General features: G+C 63.2%; 10 protein-coding genes. 4 read left to right on the top strand and 6 right to left on the bottom strand.

Annotated elements, in window-relative coordinates; genetic code table 11:
- Window positions 1–45 precede the first annotated feature (45 nt).
- Window positions 46–1,182, bottom strand: coding sequence for a branched-chain amino acid ABC transporter substrate-binding protein (locus KHO53_RS13125; protein WP_010221624.1), 1,137 nt, complete (start codon window positions 1,180–1,182; stop codon window positions 46–48).
- A gap of 470 nt (window positions 1,183–1,652) precedes the next feature.
- Between KHO53_RS13125 and pncB the strand changes: the two genes are divergently transcribed.
- A complete protein-coding gene (gene pncB, locus KHO53_RS13120) occupies window positions 1,653–2,855 on the top strand; it encodes a nicotinate phosphoribosyltransferase (protein ID WP_213570378.1) in 1,203 nt (400 codons plus the stop codon).
- 3 nt (window positions 2,856–2,858) lie between these two features.
- Entirely contained in the window at window positions 2,859–3,686 is an 828-nt protein-coding gene (gene nadE, locus KHO53_RS13115) for an NAD(+) synthase (RefSeq protein ID WP_213570377.1), read from the top strand.
- Window positions 3,687–3,804: 118 nt separating this feature from the next.
- On the opposite strand, the gene azu is transcribed toward nadE, so the two are convergent.
- Window positions 3,805–4,251 (bottom strand): azurin, encoded by a 447-nt coding sequence (gene azu / locus KHO53_RS13110; RefSeq protein WP_010221621.1) that lies wholly within the window; start codon window positions 4,249–4,251, stop codon window positions 3,805–3,807.
- Window positions 4,252–4,605: 354 nt separating this feature from the next.
- Here azu and KHO53_RS13105 point away from each other — a divergent pair, with 354 nt between their 5' ends.
- The gene (locus tag KHO53_RS13105; RefSeq protein ID WP_213570376.1) at window positions 4,606–5,193 is read left to right on the top strand and encodes a cytokinin riboside 5'-monophosphate phosphoribohydrolase; all 588 of its coding nucleotides are present in this window, start codon (window positions 4,606–4,608) and stop codon (window positions 5,191–5,193) included.
- 90 nt (window positions 5,194–5,283) lie between these two features.
- Here the strand turns inward: KHO53_RS13105 and KHO53_RS13100 are convergent, their stop codons facing one another.
- From KHO53_RS13100 to KHO53_RS13085, 4 genes are all read right to left on the bottom strand, one after another.
- The gene (locus KHO53_RS13100; RefSeq protein ID WP_213570375.1) at window positions 5,284–6,189 is read right to left on the bottom strand and encodes a transglutaminase family protein; all 906 of its coding nucleotides are present in this window, start codon (window positions 6,187–6,189) and stop codon (window positions 5,284–5,286) included.
- The gene (locus tag KHO53_RS13095) at window positions 6,189–8,675 is read right to left on the bottom strand and encodes a circularly permuted type 2 ATP-grasp protein (RefSeq protein WP_213570374.1); all 2,487 of its coding nucleotides are present in this window, start codon (window positions 8,673–8,675) and stop codon (window positions 6,189–6,191) included. Before KHO53_RS13095 ends, KHO53_RS13100 begins: the two co-directional genes overlap by 1 nt.
- 39 nt (window positions 8,676–8,714) lie before the next feature.
- A complete protein-coding gene (locus KHO53_RS13090; RefSeq protein ID WP_213570373.1) occupies window positions 8,715–11,999 on the bottom strand; it encodes a transglutaminase family protein in 3,285 nt (1,094 codons plus the stop codon).
- Between the two features lie 200 nt (window positions 12,000–12,199).
- On the bottom strand, window positions 12,200–14,503 hold the full coding sequence (locus tag KHO53_RS13085) for a YgiQ family radical SAM protein (protein ID WP_036995507.1): 2,304 nt from the start codon (window positions 14,501–14,503) through the stop codon (window positions 12,200–12,202).
- A 168-nt stretch (window positions 14,504–14,671) separates the two neighbouring features.
- Here KHO53_RS13085 and KHO53_RS13080 point away from each other — a divergent pair, with 168 nt between their 5' ends.
- Window positions 14,672–19,201 carry a hypothetical protein gene (locus tag KHO53_RS13080; protein WP_213570372.1) on the top strand — a complete coding sequence of 1,510 codons (4,530 nt, stop codon included), beginning with the start codon at window positions 14,672–14,674 and terminating at the stop codon, window positions 19,199–19,201.
- Window positions 19,202–19,205 lie beyond the last annotated feature (4 nt).

Below are 19,205 nucleotides of genomic sequence, written 5' to 3'. Positions count from 1 at the left end.
AAACCGGGCAGCGACCCGGGCACAGGCCCGGGTCGCCTACCGTTGTTATTTTTGTTTTTCCAGTTGGTGATACTTGCCGTCCTTGTCCCACTGGTAGACCACGTAGTCGGAGACCGTCAGGTCACCCTTGCTGTCCCACTTCTTCTCACCCATCACGGTTTGCACCGGGTTGGCCTTGAGCCACTTGGCAGCGTCTTCGCCCTTGTTCGACTTGGCGCCGTTGAAGGCGGCGGCCAGGGCCTGAACCGAGGCGTAGGCATACAGGGTGTAGCCTTCAGGTTCGGTGCCGCCTTTGCGGAACTCTTCAACCACTGCCTTGCTGTCTGGCAGCAGGCGCGGGTCGGCGCCGAAGGTCATGTACACGCCATCGACGTACTGCGGGCCGCCAGCGGTGGCGACCAGTTCGTCAGTGACGATGCCGTCGTCGGACATGAACTTGACGTCTTTCAGACCCGCCTCACGCAGTTGCCGGACCAGTGGGCCGGCTTCCGGGTGCAGGCCACCGAAGTAGACGACGTCGGCACCGGTTCCGCGGATCTTGGTGACCACAGCGCTGAAGTCCTTCTCGCCACGGGTCAGGCCTTCATACAGCACTGGTGTCACGCCGCGTTTGACCAGTTGAGCCTTGGTCGCATCGGCCAGGCCCTGGCCGTAGGTGTCCTTGTCGTGCAGGACCACGACCTTCTTGCCCTTGAGCACATCGACGATGTAGTCGCCGGCGACGATGCCCTGCTGGTCATCACGCCCGCACATGCGGAACATGCCGGTCAGGCCGCGTTCGGTAACTTGCGGGTTGGTCGAACCCGGGGTGATGGCGATGACACCGGCTTCGTCGTACACCTCCGAAGCGGGGATGGTATTGGACGAGCAGAAGTGCCCGACCACACCGACGACCTTTTCCTGATCAACCAGGCGGTTGGCCACGGCCACGGCCTGCTTCGGCTCGCAGGCATCGTCACCCTTGACCAGCTGAATCTTCTCGCCGTTGACACCGCCTGCGGCGTTGATCTTGTCGGCCGCCGCCTGTGCACCTTTCATGTACTGCTCGCCAAACGCTGCGTTGGCACCGGTCATCGGGCCTGCTACGCCGATCTTGATGTCGGCCTGAACATACGAAGAAACGCCCAGCGCCGTAGCCACGGCAAGGGCCAGAAAGCCTTTCTTGTAAAACGTCTGCGACATGAGGTGGTGCTCCTGGAGTTTTTTTTGGTTGGCACTACAACTTTCAGCAATTGCTCTGAGCAAGCGCCGTGCCAGTGGTTTTTTATTCTGGAAAAACTCGTGAACAAGTTGCAGTGCAAGGATTCGCGGCCTTTTTTTATTGGTCGTGCAACCGTCTGCCTCACGGCAAGCGCCACCCGTTCCAGCAAAAAAGAGCAACCGCGAAGTGCCATCATTGCAACCCTTGGTTGTGGTTACGTGCAACCGGCCTGTAACAGGATGCGTAACCGAACTGCACATCCGTGGTGCGCGACTGCTACAGCGGGCACCATTACAGGCTAGCCGCTGAGCGCTAAAAGCGCCGCTACCTGTAGCCTGCTACTGAATTACCCCAGGCCTGGCCTGCCCCCGCAGCGATAAAGGCTGGCACAATGCGCAGGTCTGTGCGTCGTCGCGGCTGGTGATGGCGTGCGCCCCCTTTGGAGCCCTTTATGAGCGAGAGTGCATTTGCCGATCGCATCGTGCAGAACCTGCTCGACACCGATTTCTACAAGCTGACCATGATGCAGGCCGTGCTGCACAACTACCCCAACGTCGACGTTGAATGGGAGTTCCGCTGCCGCAATGGTGAAGACCTGCGCCCTTATCTGGCGCAGATCCGCGAACAGATCGAGCAACTGTGCGAACTGAGCCTGGGTAATGGCCAGTTGGGTTTTCTTGAGCAGATCAGCTTCATGAAGCCGGACTTCTTGCGCTTTCTCGGGCTGTTCCGTTTCAACCTGCGCTACCTGCAACTGGGGGTGGAGAACGATCAGCTGTACCTGCGCCTGCGCGGGCCCTGGCTGCACGTGATCCTGTTTGAAGTGCCTTTGCTTGCGATCATCAGCGAAGTACGCAACCGCCATCGTCATCCGCAGGCAAAGCTCAGCGACGCACGCGACCAGCTGTACCGCAAGTTCGACTGGCTCAAGGCCAATGCCAGCAGCGACGAGCTGGCCGAGTTGCAGGTCGCCGACTTCGGCACCCGCCGACGCTTCTCCTACAAGGTTCAGGAAGAAATAGTACGGGTGCTCAAGGAAGATTTCCCGGCGCGCTTTGTCGGCACCAGTAACGTGCACCTGGCACGGAAACTGGATATCAAGCCCTTGGGGACCATGGCCCATGAATGGATCATGGCCCATCAACAACTGGGGCCGCGGCTGATCGACAGCCAGATCGCCGCGCTCGATTGCTGGGTGCGCGAATACCGCGGGCTGCTTGGCATCGCCCTGACCGACTGCATCACCATGGATGCCTTCCTGAGCGATTTCGACCTGTACTTTGCCAAGCTGTTCGACGGCCTGCGCCATGACTCGGGCGACCCGGTGCAGTGGGCGGAAAAGGCCATCGCCCACTACCGCAAGCTGGGGATCGACCCGATGACCAAGACCCTGGTGTTCTCCGACGGCCTGAACCTGACCAAGTCGCTGGAGATCTTCCGTGCCCTGCGCGGGCGGATCAACGTCAGCTTCGGCATCGGCACCAACCTCACCTGCGACCTGCCCGGGGTGGCGCCGATGAGCATCGTGCTTAAAATGACCGACTGTAACGGCCAGCCCGTCGCCAAGATTTCCGATGAGGCGGCCAAGACCCAATGCCGCGACGAAAACTTCGTCGCCTACCTGCGCCACGTCTTCAAAGTGTCCAAGGAGTAATTCATGCAAGCCGTCCAGCGAGAGATTGCGCAAGCGCTCAAGGTCCAGCCGCCGTTTACCGACAGCGCCGCGCTCGACGCCGAAGTCGCCCGGCGCGTGGCGTTCATCAAGACCTGCCTGAGCAACGCACGGCTCAAGACCCTGGTGCTGGGCATCAGCGGCGGCGTCGACTCGTTGACCGCGGCGCTGATGGCGCAACGGGCGATCAACGAACTGCGCCGCGAGACCGGTGACGAGCAGTACCGCTTCATCGCCGTGCGCCTGCCCTACCAACTGCAGCACGACGAGCACGATGCCCAGGCCTGCCTGGAGGTGATCAAGGCAGACGAGGTGCACACCGTCGACATCGCCCCGGCCGTGCGGGCCCTGGCAGCCGAGGTCGAGGCCCTGGAGAACGGCACGCCGGCAATGGTCGACTTTGTCGTCGGCAATACCAAGGCGCGCATGCGCATGGTTGCTCAGTACACCATCGCCGGCGCCCGTCAGGGCCTGGTGATCGGCACCGACCACGCCGCCGAAGCGGTGATGGGCTTCTTTACCAAGTTTGGTGATGGTTCCTGCGACCTGGCGCCGCTCAGCGGCCTGGTGAAAAACCAGGTACGGGCCATCGCGCGCAGCTTTGGCGCGCCGCAATCATTGGTGGAAAAGGTCCCGACGGCGGACCTGGAAGACCTGGCGCCCGGCAAGCCGGACGAAGCATCCCATGGGGTGACCTATGCGCAGATCGATGCGTTCCTGCATGGCGAGCCGGTGAGCCAGGAAGCCTTCGATATCATCAGCGCCACGTACCGCAAGACCCAGCACAAGCGCGAGATGCCGTTCGCGCCTTGAGGCGCTGATTGATTCGCCGGCAACGCCGGCTCCCACAGTAATCGGTGTGGGAGCCGGCGTTGCCGGCGATGGCTGGGGGGGGGCCCCCCCCCTGGGCTGCAAAGCAGCCCCAGGGCAATTACTTCAGGGTAACAGTGCCTTTCATCATCGAGATGTGGCCAGGGAACGAGCAGAAGAAGCCGTACTTCTCGTCTGCCTTGAGCTTGGACACGTCGATGGTCAGCGAATCCTTCTCGCCAGCGCCAATGATCTTGGTATGGGCGATCACGCGCGCGTCGCCTTCTTTCAGGTAGCTCTTGTCGATGCCAGCCGCCAGGCCGTCGGTGGCGATTGGCTGCATGTCAGCTTCTTTGCTGATCACCAGGTTGTGGCCCATGACGTTCTTCGGCAACGAACCGGAGTGGGTCAGCTCGACGGTGAAGGTCTTGCAGCTCTTGTCGATTTCGATGGCCTTGGTGTTGAAGGACATCTGGTCGGTGGAGTCGATCGTCGCCTTGCACTCAGCGGCAAATACCTGAGTGCTGGCGAGGGTCAGCAAGGATACTGCTACAACTTTGGCAAACATCGTGAATCTCCATGGCAGGGGTTTTTATCAGTTTGAAGACTGCCTGAAACCGCAAGACCGGCCCATGATGTGGGTCAAGCGCTGGCCGAAGAGCCAGGCAGTGAATTTGTTCTATGGATTGTATACAGGAAATCTAAGTGCCCATCATGCACCTTTGAGGGAGGATGAGACAACCTCTCATTTAGGAGTAAATGATCATGTCCTTTGGTACTTTCCTGAACAGCCTTCTGGCCGCCTACGCCTGCGGCGCTGCAGGCGCCTCCTGCGAGTTTGCCCGGCCGGAGTGAACACTGCGGGCTTGGAAGCGAGCGGCCAGCGCCTTACTCTGTGCACGCTTGTAACCGGAGAGAAGCAATGCCCGTACGTTCCGTTTGTGTGTTCTGTGGCGCCAGCACCGGCGTCAACCCGGCCTACCGCGAGGCGGCCATCGCCCTCGGCCAGGCCATCGCCGAGCGCGGCCTGACCCTGGTCTACGGCGGTGGCGCCGTGGGCTTGATGGGTATCGTTGCCGATGCGGCCATGGCTGCGGGCGGCGAGGTGATCGGCATCATCCCCGAAGCGCTGAAAAACGCCGAGATCGGCCACACCGGCCTGACCCGCCTGGAAGTGGTCGACGGCATGCACGCGCGCAAGGCACGCATGGCTGAACTGAGCGACGCCTTCGTCGCCCTCCCGGGCGGCCTGGGAACCCTGGAAGAACTGTTCGAAGTCTGGACCTGGGGCCAATTGGGCTACCACGCCAAGCCGCTGGGCCTGCTCGACGTCAACGGCCTCTACAGCAAGCTGGGCAGCTTTCTCGACCATGTGGTGGAAGAGGGCTTCGTACGCCCGCAACACCGCGCCATGCTGCAACTGGCCGACTCGCCCGCCGAGCTGCTCGACGCCATGGACAGCTTCGAAGCCCCGGTCCTGCCCAAGTGGGTCGACAAAAAGCCTGACTGACTGTGGGAGCGGGCTTGACCCGCGATCGAGCGCGTAGCAGTCGCAATCCAGGCAACACCTGATGGGCCTCATCGCGGGTCAAGCCCGCTCCTACAAGGCAGTGGCTTCATCCAGCGGCATCACCGTGACCTGCACCTGCGGGTCATGGCAGCCGCCACCGAGGATCACCCCGCGCAACGGCGACACATCGGAAAAGTCCCGACCCCAGGCCAGGGTGATGTGCTCCAGCGCCGGGCGCAGGTTGTTGGTGGGGTCGAAATCGATCCAGCCCTGCCCCGGGCAAAACACCGAAACCCACGCATGCGAGGCATCGGCACCAATCAGCCGTGGCTGGCCGGGTGGCGGACGGGTCAGCAGGTAGCCGCTGACATAGCGCGCCGCCAGCCCACGCGAACGCAGACAGGCGAGCATCAGGTGGGCAAAGTCCTGGCACACCCCACGACGGCGCTCCAGCACCTCCACCAGCGGCGTGGCGACCTGGGTAGCGTCGGCGTCGAAGGTGAACTCAGTAAAAATCTTCTCCATCAGCGCCTGCACGCCCGCCAGCAATGCCTGCCCGGGTTGAAAACAGGACTCGCTGAAGGCAACGAAGCGCTGCTTGAGCCGCACATAAGGTGACTCGAAGCGGTAGCGACAGGCTTCCAGAGCCGCGCTCGAAAGCGGCTGATTGGCATAGGTCAGGGCATCGCGTACCTGCTCCCACGCGGGCGCCGCGGCAAAGTCCGGCGCGGCCCGCTCCAGCACTTCGATTTGCAAACGCGCCACCACCCGCAACTGCTCATGCTGGCGCTCGAATGCCAGGCGGGTCAGCGGGTTGCCGAACACATCCCAGTCATCACGGCGCTGGGTCGGCTGCGGGCTGACCTGCAGGGCCTGGGCCGTACAGCGTTGCCAGGCACAAGGCCGCGGCCACAGGTGCGCCAGCTGCTGGGCCAGGGACACCGGGCTGTCGTAGCGGTAGTGGGTGTCGTGAACGATCTGGTAGCGGGCACTCATCACAGCGACACCGTCTGTTGGCTGACATCATCGACATGAGCGAAATGGCGTAGGGCCAGGCGCTCGGAGAGCTCGCCACTGGCGATGGTGACCGCTTGCAGCAGATCAGCCAGCCCGGCCAACACCGCCTGCACGCTGGCGTTGCCGAACAGTGGATGCTCCAGGCTGCGCAGGTCGAAGTGGCGCAATTGCTCAGCCAGCAGGGCCAGGGCCGGATCGCGAGGGCTGTCGAACTCTTCGCTCAAGCGCTGGTTGGCACGCACCAGCAGCTTGAGCTGGAACAGCACCGCGTGGGGGTTTTGTTCATCGAGCAACAACAGATCGAGCACCGGGATCAGTTGCGCAACGGCCAGATAACGCGAGCGATAAGTGATGCTGCTGTTGCCCAGCTCCAGCAACCATTCAAGCCCGGCTTGATCGTACACCGCCGGCCCGCGCAGAAACGCCGCCAGGCTACTGCACAGCGATTGCAGACGCTCGATGCGCCGGCCAAGCATCAAAAAGCGCCAGCCCTCGTCGCGGGTCATATCGTCCAGGGCAAACCCCGAGAGCGCCGCCAGCGACATCACCAGGCGGTTGAGAACATCCACCCGTTCGCCGAAATCCGCCTCGCCATCCTCCAGGCATTGCGCCTCCCGCTGCAGCTCGACCAGCGCCTGCCAGTTCTCCCGTGAGAGCTTGCCGCGCACCTGCGACGCCGCCCACTGCAGGCGCAGCAGGTTGGCGCGCAGGCTGAACGCCCAGTCCGCATCATCCAGCGCCGCGCGCAAGCGCCCGGGCAAGTCGCCCTCCTCCGGCAGCAGCGACAACTCATCGGCCAGCTCCACCGCTGCTTGCAAGGCCAGCGGATCGTCGCCGTCCAGGTAACGGGTTAGGATGATCCGCAGCAAACGCGCACTGGCATCGCAACGCTCGCAGTAGCGTCCGAACCAGAACAGGTTCTCTACCACGCGCGATGGCAGGTAAGGGTCCTGACGGATCAATTCGGCCACACCGATAGTGCGCTGGGCCCGCCACTGTTCACCCTGTGGTGCCGCCTCGCCAAGTACCCAGGTGTCCTTGCTGGCGCCGCCGCGCTGCATCGACACCACTTCGGCATCGGCCTGGGCCGCGACCCGGGTCAGGCCACCGGGCAACACCCGATACCCCTCGGCCGTGGCCACCGCATACACGCGCATGCCAATGGCCCGCGCCTGCAACTGGCCCTGCTCGGCCTGCCACACCGGCGCCTGGGACAACTGCGCCAACGCCTGGGCCACGTAGGCATAGGGCCGGGCCTGGATGCGCTCGGCCAGGGCCTGGCGTTGGGCCGGGTCGAGGTCGCGACCGAACACCGGGCTGAAACTCTGCGAGGGAAACGCCGGCCTGACCACCAACATGGGCAACTGCTCCAGGGCGCGGGCCATCACCGGAGGCTCACCACACCACCAGGTGGCAATCGACGGCAGGCTCAGGTCTTCAGCAAAAAAACGCTGGTTGATCGCGGGCAAAAAGCCGAGCAGGCCAGGCGATTCCAGCACCCCGCTACCCAGTGCATTGGCCACCAGCACCCGGCCCTGGCGCACCGCATCAAGCAAACCGGGCACGCCCAGGGCCGAATCGGTGCGCAGCTCCAGCGGGTCACAGAAGTCATCGTCCAGGCGGCGCATGATCGCGTGCACCCGACGCAAGCCGCTCAAAGTCTTGAGGTACACCGTGGCGTCGCGCACGGTCAGGTCGCTGCCCTCGACCAGTGGATAACCCAGTTGCCGAGCCAGGTACAGGTGCTCGAAATAGCTCTCGTTAAAGCGCCCCGGAGTCAGCAGCACCACCAGCGGCGCGTCCTTGTCGCTTGGCGCCAGACGCGCCAGGGTCTGTTGCAGGGTGCGGAAAAACCCGGACAGGTGCTGCACTTGCAGATCGCGGTAGAGCTCGGGCAAGGCCCGCGAGACGATGGTGCGGTTTTCCAGCGCGAAACCTGCACCCGACGGCGCCTGGGTACGGTCGGCGGTTACCCACCAGCGACCGTCCGGGGCGCGAGCAAGGTCCACGGCGTAGATATGCAGGTAAGTCCCTTCCGGCGCGGCGATACCCTGGCAGGGCCAGAGAAAATTGTTATGGCCATAGACCAGCTCGGCCGGCAGCAGGCCTTCACGGATCAACTGCTGCGGCCCGTAGATATCGGCCAGCACCGCATTGAGCAAACGCGCGCGCTGTTCAACGCCGGCCGCCAGCTGCTGCCATTCGGCGGCCGGCAGCAGGTGCGGCAACAGGTCCAGCTCCCACGGCCGGTCGGCGCCCTTGGGGTCGGCATAAACGTTGTAGGTGACGCCGTTCTCGCGTAACTGGCGGGTCAACGAGGCCTGGCGTTGAGCCAGTTGCGCCGGCCCGCTGCGCTGCAGGTAGGCGCACAGCAGTTGCCAATGGCCACGCACGGCGCCTTGGCCTTCGAGCATCTCGTGATAGGTCCCCGCACTCAGCGGGTAAGCATCAAACAGGTCAGGCATGGCAATGCTCGAAGGCCACAAGTCAGTTCAGAGTAGCGCTCAGCTGCGGCGCAAATCCAGGGTAAAGGGTAGTTCCGGGTTCACCTGCGGCTCAGGGATCGCCATCACGCCCGGGCTGTGTCCAAGGCGGAAGAAGCGCGCCTGACGCCGGCTCTGGGCTTCGTTGGCATTGACCGGCAGGGTCTGGTAACTGCGCCCGCCCGGATGGGCGACATGGTACTGGCAGCCGCCTAGCGAACGGCCCATCCAGGTGTCCAGCAGGTCGAACACCAGCGGCACATGCACCGCGATGGTCGGCTGCAAACAATTGGCCGGCTGCCAGGCGCGATAGCGCACGGCGGCGACGAACTCACCGACCCGCCCGGTTGGCTGCAAGGGTAGCGCCCGACCGTTACAGGTCAGTTGATAGCGCTCCGGCGACAGGCCGCTGACCTTGACCTGCAGGCGCTCCAGCGACGAATCGACATAACGCACGGTGGCACCGCCACTGCCCTCCTCGCCCAGTACATGCCAGGGCTCCAGGGCCTGGCGCAGTTCCAGTTCAATGCCATTGACGGCAAAGTCGCCGACCTTGGGAAAACGAAACTCCAGGTGCGCGGCGAACCACTCGGCCCGCAGCGGGTAACCTGCGGCGTTGAGCTCGACCAGCACATCAGCGAAGTCCTGCTCGATAAAGTGCGGCAGCATGAACCGGTCATGCAGTTCGGTCCCCCAGCGGGCCAGGCGCTTGGGCGCATAAGGTTCACGCCAGAAACGCGCGACCAAGGCACGCAGCAGCAGTTGCTGGACCAGGCTCATGCGTGCATGCGGCGGCATCTCGAAGGCACGCAGCTCAAGCAAACCCAGGCGCCCGGCCGGACCATCCGGGGAATACAGTTTGTCGATGCAGAACTCGGCGCGATGGGTGTTGCCGGTAACGTCGATCAGCAGGTTGCGCAGCAGCCGGTCGACCAGCCACGGCGGGCATTGCTCACCGGCCTCGGGCATCTGCGCGAAGGCGATTTCCAGCTCATACAGGGCATCGTTACGCGCTTCATCAACCCGCGGCGCCTGGGACGTCGGGCCGATGAACAGGCCGGAAAACAGGTAGGACAATGACGGATGGTTGTGCCAGTAGCTGATCAGGCTGCGCAGCAGGTCGGGGCGGCGCAGGAAGGGGGAGTCGGCCGGCGTCGCGCCGCCAAGGACGAAATGGTTGCCGCCACCGGTACCGGTGTGACGGCCGTCGATCATGAATTTTTCGCAGCTCAAGCGCGTCAGCCGCGCCTGTTCGTAGAGAAATTCGGTGCGCTCCACCAATTCATCCCAACTGGCCGAAGGCTGCACGTTGACCTCGATGACGCCGGGGTCGGGGGTGACTTTGAAATTGGCCAGGCGCGGATCGGCCGGTGGCTCGTAGCCTTCGAGGATGACCGGGCAATGCAGCTCGGCCGCGGTGGCTTCGATCACTGCGAGCAGCTCGAGGTAATCCTCCAGCCGTGACAGCGGCGGCATGAACAGGTACAACCGCCCCTCACGCGGCTCGGCGCACAGCGCCGTGCGCGTCAGCCAGTCTGCCGAAGCATCGATCTCGGGGGCTGCGCGCTCCTGCTGGTCGACTGCCTGCTGCGCACTGGCCTTGAGCAACTCTTCACAACCGGGCAAGTCGCCCAAGGTCTGGTTCGGGTCGGCGGGGTGCACATAGGGGTATTCAGCGGCCTTGACCCAAGGCTGCGCCGCCAGCGGCAAGCGATAGCCAAGCGGCGAGTCGCCAGGCACCAGCCGGCAATGTTCATCACGCAGGTACCAGCGCCCACTCTGCCAGCGTTGTTCGTCGGCGCTGCGGGCCAGCGGCAGAACCTGGCCGATGACCTGGTCCAGGCCCTGGCCAAACACCTTGCGCAGCCTCGCCCGTTCCATCTCGTCGTTCAGGCGCGCATCGTCGGCGCGCACATTGGACGGCAAGCCGCCCTCGCGCCATAGGTAATAGAGGTGGTCTTCATAAGCGGCGAAGACATAGCGTGGCGGCAGCTTCAGCCGTTCGGCAACGCTGGCCAGGAAGCGCCCGGCCAGGTTGCTGTCGGCACCGAGGTCCTCCTGCTCGTCGGCAATCAACGCCGGGTTGCTCCACAACGGCACACCATCGCGGCGCCAGAAGCAGTTGAGCGACCAGCGCGGCAGCTGCTCCCCCGGATACCACTTGCCCTGGCCGAAGTGCACCAGAGCGCTGGGGGCGTAATGCTTGTACAGGCGCTGGAACAGTTCGCCCGCCAGGCGCCGCTTGTTCGCACCCAACGCGGCGGTATTCCACTCGGCGCCGTCAGGGTCGTCGATGGCCACGAAGGTCGGTTCACCGCCCATGGTCAGGCGTACATCCGCCGCTTTCAGGTCGCTATCCACCTGCCGCCCGAGGGCAACGATGGCCTGCCATTGCTCATCGCTGTAGGGCAACGTCACCCGTGGCGATTCCCACAGGCGCTCGACGCTCATGTCATGTTCGAAGGTGCATGCGCAGGGCTCGACCAGGCCACTGATCGGCGCCGCTGAAGTCGGATCGGAACTACAGGCCAATGGAATATGACCTTCACCGGCAAACAGCCCTGAGGTGGCGTCCAGGCCGACCCAGCCAGCACCTGGCAGGTACACCTCGCACCAGGCGTGCAGGTCGGTGAAATCTTCTTCGGTGCCGGACGGCCCGTCCAGCGACTTGATGTCGGCCGTCAGCTGAATCAGATAACCGGAGACAAACCGCGCCGCCAAGCCCAGGTGGCGCAGCAGTTGCACCAACAGCCAGGCCGAATCGCGGCAGGAGCCGGAGCCCAGTTCCAAGGTCTGCTCCGGGGTTTGCACGCCAGGCTCCAGGCGAATCAGGTAACTGATGTCTTCGCTCAGGCGCTGATTGAGCGCCACCAGGAAATCGACGCTGGCTTGCGGCGCGCGCTCGATGCTTTGCAGGTAGGTGGCGAACATCGGCGTCAGCGGCAGCTGTTCCAGGTAGGGCATCAGCTCATGGCGTTCGTCACGGCCATAGCTAAAGGGAATCTGCTCGGCGCAGGGTTCAAGGAAGAAGTCGAAAGGGTTGAACACCGCCATCTCGGCGACCAGGTCGACTTCGACACGCAGGCTGTCGGTCTTTTCCGGAAACACCAGGCGCGCCAGGTAATTGCCCTGTGGGTCCTGCTGCCAATTGATGAAATGCCCACCCGGTTGCACTTTCAGTCCGTAGGAAAGGATCCGCGTGCGGCTGTGGGCCGCCGGACGCAGGCGCACGATTTGCGGGCCCAGTTCAACCGCACGGTCGTAGCGGTATTCGGTGACATGGTGCAAGGCGACATGAATCGACACGGCGGGCCTCCTGCGAGCCTGGGCGGTAGTGGAACCGCGCAAGACTTGTGCCATGGCCCCAGGCCTGCGATTCCTTGCATGCAGCCCGTACCGTCGCACTCAAAACGCACCGTAGCGAGGCCGCCGTGCAAGCCTTGCACAGATTTGAGGCTTTGCCAGCGACGCAAACAAAAACGCCAGCCCGAAGGCTGGCGTTTCAGTTAGCGCGGCAGAACCGGCTGGCGGGCGGGCTTCTTCTTGCCCTTGCCGCCCTTGGCGGCATCCTTGCGCGCCTTGGCCGCTTCCTGGTTGCGGGCAAACGCCGCAGCCTTGGCCTGTTCGCGCTTGTCCCAAGGCTTGGAACCGTCACTGGCACGCGGCGGCAAGCCGTTGTGCTGGGTGAGGATCTTCTGTTCCTTGGCCACCTTGTGGCTGCCGGCCGGGGTCGAGTTCTTGCGCCGGGCACTCTGGTAGCTGTCGGTCGCCGGCTGGTGCAGCGGGATCAACTGGTGCTTGCCCGGGCCGATCAGGTCGGCACGGCCCATGCGTTCCAGGGCTTCACGCAGCATCGGCCAGCCCTTCGGGTCGTGATAGCGCAGGAACGCCTTGTGCAGGCGGCGCTGCTGCTCGCTCTTGACGATGGTCACCGGGTCGCTCTTGTAGGTGACCTTGCGCAGCGGGTTCTTGCCCGAGTGATACATGGCCGTGGCCGACGCCATTGGCGACGGGTAGAACGCCTGCACCTGGTCGGCACGGAAGCCGTTGCCCTTGAGCCACAGGGCCAGGTTCATCATGTCTTCGTCGGTGGTGCCCGGGTGCGCGGCGATGAAGTACGGGATCAGGTACTGCTCCTTGCCCGCCTCTTTCGAGTACTTCTCGAACATGCGCTTGAAGCGGTCGTAGCTACCGATGCCCGGTTTCATCATCTGGTTCAGCGGGCCTTCCTCGGTATGCTCCGGGGCAATCTTCAGGTAGCCGCCGACGTGGTGGGTCACCAGCTCCTTGACGTACTCCGGCGATTCCACCGCCAGGTCGTAACGCAGGCCCGAGGCGATGAGGATCTTCTTCACCCCTGGCAGGTCACGGGCGCTGCGGTACAGCTTGATCAGCGCCGAGTGGTCGGTGTTCAGGTTCGGGCAGATGCCGGGGAACACGCACGATGGCTTGCGGCACGCCGATTCGATCTCGGGGCTCTTGCAGGCGATGCGGTACATGTTCGCGGTCGGGCCACCAAGGTCGGAGATCACCCCGGTAAAACCGGGAACCTTGTCACGGATCTCTTCGATCTCGCGAATGATCGACTCGTGCGAACGGTTCTGGATGATGCGCCCTTCGTGCTCGGTGATCGAGCAGAAGGTGCAGCCGCCGAAGCAGCCGCGCATGATGTTCACCGAGAAACGGATCATGTCGTAGGCAGGGATTTTCTCCTTGCCGTACGCCGGGTGCGGGATGCGCGCATAGGGCATACCGAACACGTAGTCCATTTCTTCGGTGGTCATAGGAATGGGTGGCGGGTTGAACCAGACGTCCACTTCGCCATGCTTCTGCACCAGGGCACGGGCGTTGCCCGGGTTGGTTTCCAGGTGCAACACGCGGTTGGCGTGGGCATAGAGCACTGGGTCGTTGCGAACCTTCTCGAACGACGGCAGACGGATGACCGTCTTGTCGCGGGTCATGCGCGGGCTGGCGAGAATCTGCACCACCTTGGCTTCGTTCGGGTCTTCGACCTCGCCCTTCTCCTGCTCGATGGCGCAGGCCTGGGTGTCCTGGGTGTTGACGTACGGGTTGATGATCTTGTCGACCTTGCCCGGGCGGTCGATACGGGTCGAGTCGACCTCGTACCAGCCTTGCGGGGTATCACGGCGTACGAAGGCAGTGCCGCGAATGTCGGTGATGTTCTCGATCGACTCACCGAACGACAGGCGCTGGGCCACTTCGACGATGGCCCGCTCGGCGTTGCCGTACAGCAGGATGTCGGCGCAGGCGTCGATCAGGATCGAATGACGCACCTTGTCCTGCCAGTAGTCGTAATGCGCAATACGGCGCAGGGAGGCTTCAATGCCGCCGAGGACGATCGGCACATGCTTGTAGGCTTCCTTGCAGCGCTGGCTGTAAACCAGGCTGGCGCGGTCCGGACGCTTGCCGGCCATACCGCCCGGGGTGTAGGCATCGTCGGAACGAATCTTCTTGTCGGCCGTGTAGCGGTTGATCATCGAGTCCATGTTGCCGGCCGCGACGCCGAAGAACAGGTTCGGCTCGCCGAGCTTCATGAAGTCGTCTTTGGACTGCCAGTTCGGCTGGGCAATGATGCCCACGCGAAAGCCCTGGGCCTCCAGCAGGCGGCCGATGATGGCCATGCCGAACGACGGGTGGTCGACGTAGGCATCACCGGTCACGATGATGATGTCGCAGGAATCCCAGCCGAGCTGATCCATCTCCTCCCTGCTCATCGGCAGGAACGGTGCTGGCCCGAAGCATTCGGCCCAGTACTTGGGATAGTCGAAAAGTGGTTTGGCTGCTTGCATGTCAGTGACCGGTGGCTAATCGATGAAAAATCGCGGGCGCGGAATATAGCACAAAAATTGACCAAATCCGACGGTGGTGGTCGGAATCAACCCACAACAATTATTTACCGCCCGTCGCCGCCAGTGCCGCGCTCTGATCTGCGTTTTCCACCAATGGAGACGCACACCATGCCCCCCTCAACTGTCGAGCAGGACCCACTGGCAGCCAACGACCAGCAACGCTGGTCGGATCGACTGACCCTGGAGCTGATTGAAGAGCATCTGAACCAGACCTTGCAAACCCTGGATGAACAAGAACAGCGCCGCTACCTGCAACTGGCCCGTCTCGGCCCGCAACTGCGCCAGCGCCTGAGCGATGCCCTGCGTCAGTTTCAACGGACTTTCGAGCACCAGGCCCTGGAGGACCTGCGCCAACAACTTGCCCTGGCATCCGGCCAGGCGCTGGACCCCCTGAGCACCTACCTGCACACCTATTCGCTGGAGATTCAGCGCGAGTTCCCCCACCAGGAAGTCGAACACCTGCAGACTCGCAGCCTCTGGCAGGCAGCCCAGGACAACTTTGGCTTCAACATTGCCCTGCAAAGCGGCTCAGGACAGGACTTCCTCAGGGCCAGCAGCATCAACACCCGCGAGTCAGGTGGGCGTCATTCGCTGATCCCGGTCAGCACCTTCGTCGATATCGTGCGCAAGCTGAACCTGGGCAAGCGCTTGCAAGACGCGTTGCAGCAGAAGCTACCTGCCCTGAGCGCACAAGCGGTCAGCGACTACCAGCGTGCCCTGCTGCAATTTGCCCTGCTGGAAGCCTATCGCAGCACCGAAGACCACGAATTCAACCGTGAGCAACTGGCTAGCCTGCAAACGGCCTGCGAGCGACCAGGGGGCCTGCAGTGGACGTATTTCAGCCTTAAGTTGCCGGACGGGGTCATCGAGCACCTGCTTCGGCTGGCCGAGGCCCAGCCACTGCTCAGGCCGATCAAGCAGGCACTGGATGCACTGGCCAGCCAGCGCATGACCCAGACCCTGATGGGCAACCTGATTCCTCTGCCATTCTTCGTGGTGCGCCTGGGCGATGGGGTTTTCAGCTATTTTCCCGAACGCCCGGGCGGCGCCTGGCGCTCTCACGTCTCGGCCGTCGACGCTGTGGACTCGCTGCGCCAGCAGATCCACCAGAGCCAAAACACCAGCGCGTTGCATTGGCTCTATCAATGGCTGCCGCTTGCGCTACAACAAAAACTCTCGGCACTGCTCAAGCCTGACAACGTTGACCGCAACCAGCTCAATGCATTGGCCAAATGGCTGTACGACACCTTCGCCACCCAGCCCTCCACCGCCCTGCTCGATGTCGTCGAGAACCCGAACAGCCCGTGGAAATCGCAATCACTGCTCCAGGCTATCGCCCAGGAGCAGCAGCACGGGATCGCCGCCGACCTTTCGCTGATGGCGATCAGCAACAACAGCGTGGATTTCGACACCTTCCAGAAAGGTGCGCTGTTCGTGGTCAGCGAAGTGCTGGAGCTGCTGACGCTGTCGGTTCCCGGCGGCGTTACCGGTCTCAACCGCGCCATGCTAACCGCCACCTTCGCCAGCCTCGGTTTCCAGTCGATTTGCGCAGCCAACGCACTGCTGTCCGGCCGCACCAGCGAAGCAGTCCAGGCAGCGGCTGATATCGCCGACCTGATAATCAGCGCCAGGCTTCAGGGCCTCGGCGCACGGCTCTCGGCGCGCCGCTCAAGGCAGTTGGTGACGGCCCTTGGCCGTGCACCGGCAATTGAGGCACGCGTGGCACAGCAACTGGATTCGCGAAGCTGGAGCGCCGCCAAATTGCTGGAACACCTGCTGCCTCAGCTCCCAGCCAAGGCGATAACCTCAGTGTTGCGCCTGAGCGGTGTGCAGCGCGAACAGCTGGAGGCGGCATGGAGCGTCGCAGCGGACCTGCCTTGGCAACTGCGCTGCGTGATTGAAAGGCAACAACCGACCAACGCAGAGGGCAACCCGGCCATTGCCGCCCTGACCCTGCGCTTCCCCGGTCTGTCTGTTGCGGCCGCGCGCGAAGCCCTGCACCGCCACCCCGAGCTGATGCAGCTACAAGCGGACAGCCTCATCGAGCCCGGCCCCATTGCGACCGTGCTCGGGCTTGCGCAAGAAAGCCGCAGCCTGTTGGCGCTGTGCAAGCTGGACGATGAACTGGCGGGCCCCGACCGGGATGTCGAAGCCCTGTGCTGTCAATTGCTCGCCAGCCACCCTGAGTGGCCAGCCACATCAGGCATCCGCATCGAAGAGAACCTTCAGGCCCCACCCGCTACAGGCTTCGCCCCCGCACCGCCCGTTCAGTACTTCGCTGCTCCCGACGCCACGGGCTACCTGAACCTGACCCGCACCGGCAGCCACTATCACTTCCAGGACATGCCAGGCGCTGCGCTACTGCAGGCCTTGCACGAGCATCCACACAACCCATTGCGCAAGGACGTTAGTGTTGCCATGTTGCGCGCACAACTGCTCGACATCGCCCTGCGCAACCGCGAACTGCTGCCGGAACTGCTGGCCGAGCCCCCTCTGCAAGCGGTCTCAGCCGGGCGATTGAGGGTCAGCGCCCATCCATTGGCCAGTACTGCTGGCACGCCTGGCAGCGGAATTCATCATTACCAAGGGACAACCTACGCCATGATCGAGGGCGCGGCATACCCGATAGTGCCTGACGCCCCGGCATCAACGCCAGAATGGCGGGTATGGCGGCTGGCAGACGGCCCGCGCGCCGATAGCCCGGCGATTGTGCTGTATCGCCAGCACTGGTACTACGCCCGGGTTCCTGGCGCCGCCGGCATGCCCCGCCGAGGAGGGCGTCTGGCGCAAATGCAGGAGCAGAACCGCGCAGCAGCCACAGCCGAGCGAGCTGCCCAATTTCAACAGCAGCACAACACTCGCCAGCAACTGCTTGAGGTCAACCAGGCACTGCTGACGACCGCCGACCAGATGACCCAAGTCACTGCGCGGGTCAACGCCGCGATTGGAGGCTCAGACACACAGCAACAAGCCATCGCCGCCCTGGTGGTGACCTACTGGAAAGCCATCAAACACATTTCGACGAAGATCGACCTGCTTGCAATCCTGGGCGACCCGCAAACACTGCCCCAGCAACGAGAGATGCACGTGTATCGGCTTCATTGCCTGGAAAAAATCATGCTCAGCCAGGACCTCGCCTTCACCGGTGAAACCGGGGAAATGCTGGCCGACCCGCATCAAGGCGAGCATGGCCGCTATCGCCTGCAACACCGGCGCATCCTCCAGCACCTGGAAGAAAAACGCCCCTTCCTCGACAAGCACGCCGCCTATATCGAGGCCCTGTCCAGCGGTTTTCCAGGCACTCAGACCGACACTTATCTCGCCCGAGCCAGGGAAGACTTCCCTGCAACCCCGCTGATGCGCCAAGCAGCGGTGATCCTGTTCAAGTTGGACTTGCTGGTGATCAGCGACACTCCGGACCCGCAAGCCCGGATCCAGTTCAATACCGAGGCGGCGCTGCGCCTGGTGCAACTGCACGACGCCCTGACCACCTACACCGACCTGGACAGCCTCCCGGAAAACTATCAGCTCTCACTGCTCGATGACCTGCAACGCCAGTTCGACAGCCACCAGCAAGGGCTAAGATCCATGCAGGACACCGCTGCCACGCTGGATAAAGCCCACCTGCGCGATATCGACCAGGTGCTGGTCAGCCTCATGCGGCAGATACAGCAGCGACTTGAGTCGATGTATCGGGACCTGACCAGCAACACCTTGTTGAGCCTTGATTCGCAGGCCCTGGACACTGATTTTCTGCCCGCCCAACCACTGCAGCGGCCTGTCGCCGGGCCACGCAAGCGGGTGATCAAAGTCAGGCAGCAGGGCACTACGGCATTTAAGGTAGGGCAAGCACATACCGACGAGCAGGGCCGGGAAGTGGTCGATATCATCAGCCCCGGCATCGTTGCCGGGCCCCGGGTGCAGCGCTACGTCAATCCGGTGGCCGGCTACTGGCAGCCACTTGCCGTTGAGCGCAGAGTTGGCACCGCTGCGTCACTGGCAACGCAACTGTCCCAGGCCAATACGTTACTGGGCAAAGTCGAGCAGCAACTGGACAGCGCACGCCAGGATGCCGAGAAACAGCAAAACCCGACCAACATCGTCGAGGCCCTTGAGCGTCACGCCGGGGCCTTGGAGGTTTTGGCACAGGGCATTGAGTCATCCAGCACCGAGGCTGAACAGCGAACACTGCTCGATCGCCTGCGCGGCGGCGCCCAGCGCTTGCGCCAGCACGGCGAAGCATTGCGCCTGATGCTGTACAAATCACCGGAAACGCTCGACATCAATCGCCTGCTGTACCTGATCGAGCACCGGCAAGTGAGCGTGCACAAGACACTGATGCGAGCGCCGCGCGGTAAAGGCCGGAACAAGCACTTCCTCGACATTTACCAGATCCGCGATGTCCAGGGCAGCCGCTCGACACTGTGGGAAGCGCATTTTCACTACGATGCCACAACGACCGCCATGGAGCAGTTCCAACTCAAGGGCGCGCACTTGAAGACCCTGGCGCAAAGCCGCCTGGGCGCGGCATCACAGGCCCAGGCCGAGCGGGAGGGGCAAGCCCATGTACCGATCTGGCGTGCTGCCTTCAGCCCTCAGGCAGCGCGCGAACTGTTCAGAGCCGCCAGTGACGGCTGAGCGA

The organism is Pseudomonas sp. RC2C2 (genome assembly GCF_018390435.1).
Classification (GTDB): domain Bacteria; phylum Pseudomonadota; class Gammaproteobacteria; order Pseudomonadales; family Pseudomonadaceae; genus Aquipseudomonas; species Aquipseudomonas donghuensis.
Note: the sequence above shows the minus strand (reverse complement) of the source record. Positions and strands in the feature narration are given on the sequence as shown.

Coding starts and splice junctions, on each gene's coding strand:
- KHO53_RS13100 (WP_213570375.1), bottom strand. CDS start 6,189: ATGAGTGCCCGCTACCAGATCGTTCACGACACCCACTACCGCTACGAC.
- KHO53_RS13080 (WP_213570372.1), top strand. CDS start 14,672: ATGCCCCCCTCAACTGTCGAGCAGGACCCACTGGCAGCCAACGACCAG.
- KHO53_RS13125 (WP_010221624.1), bottom strand. CDS start 1,182: ATGTCGCAGACGTTTTACAAGAAAGGCTTTCTGGCCCTTGCCGTGGCT.
- nadE (WP_213570377.1), top strand. CDS start 2,859: ATGCAAGCCGTCCAGCGAGAGATTGCGCAAGCGCTCAAGGTCCAGCCG.
- azu (WP_010221621.1), bottom strand. CDS start 4,251: ATGTTTGCCAAAGTTGTAGCAGTATCCTTGCTGACCCTCGCCAGCACT.
- pncB (WP_213570378.1), top strand. CDS start 1,653: ATGAGCGAGAGTGCATTTGCCGATCGCATCGTGCAGAACCTGCTCGAC.
- KHO53_RS13105 (WP_213570376.1), top strand. CDS start 4,606: ATGCCCGTACGTTCCGTTTGTGTGTTCTGTGGCGCCAGCACCGGCGTC.
- KHO53_RS13095 (WP_213570374.1), bottom strand. CDS start 8,675: ATGCCTGACCTGTTTGATGCTTACCCGCTGAGTGCGGGGACCTATCAC.
- KHO53_RS13085 (WP_036995507.1), bottom strand. CDS start 14,503: ATGCAAGCAGCCAAACCACTTTTCGACTATCCCAAGTACTGGGCCGAA.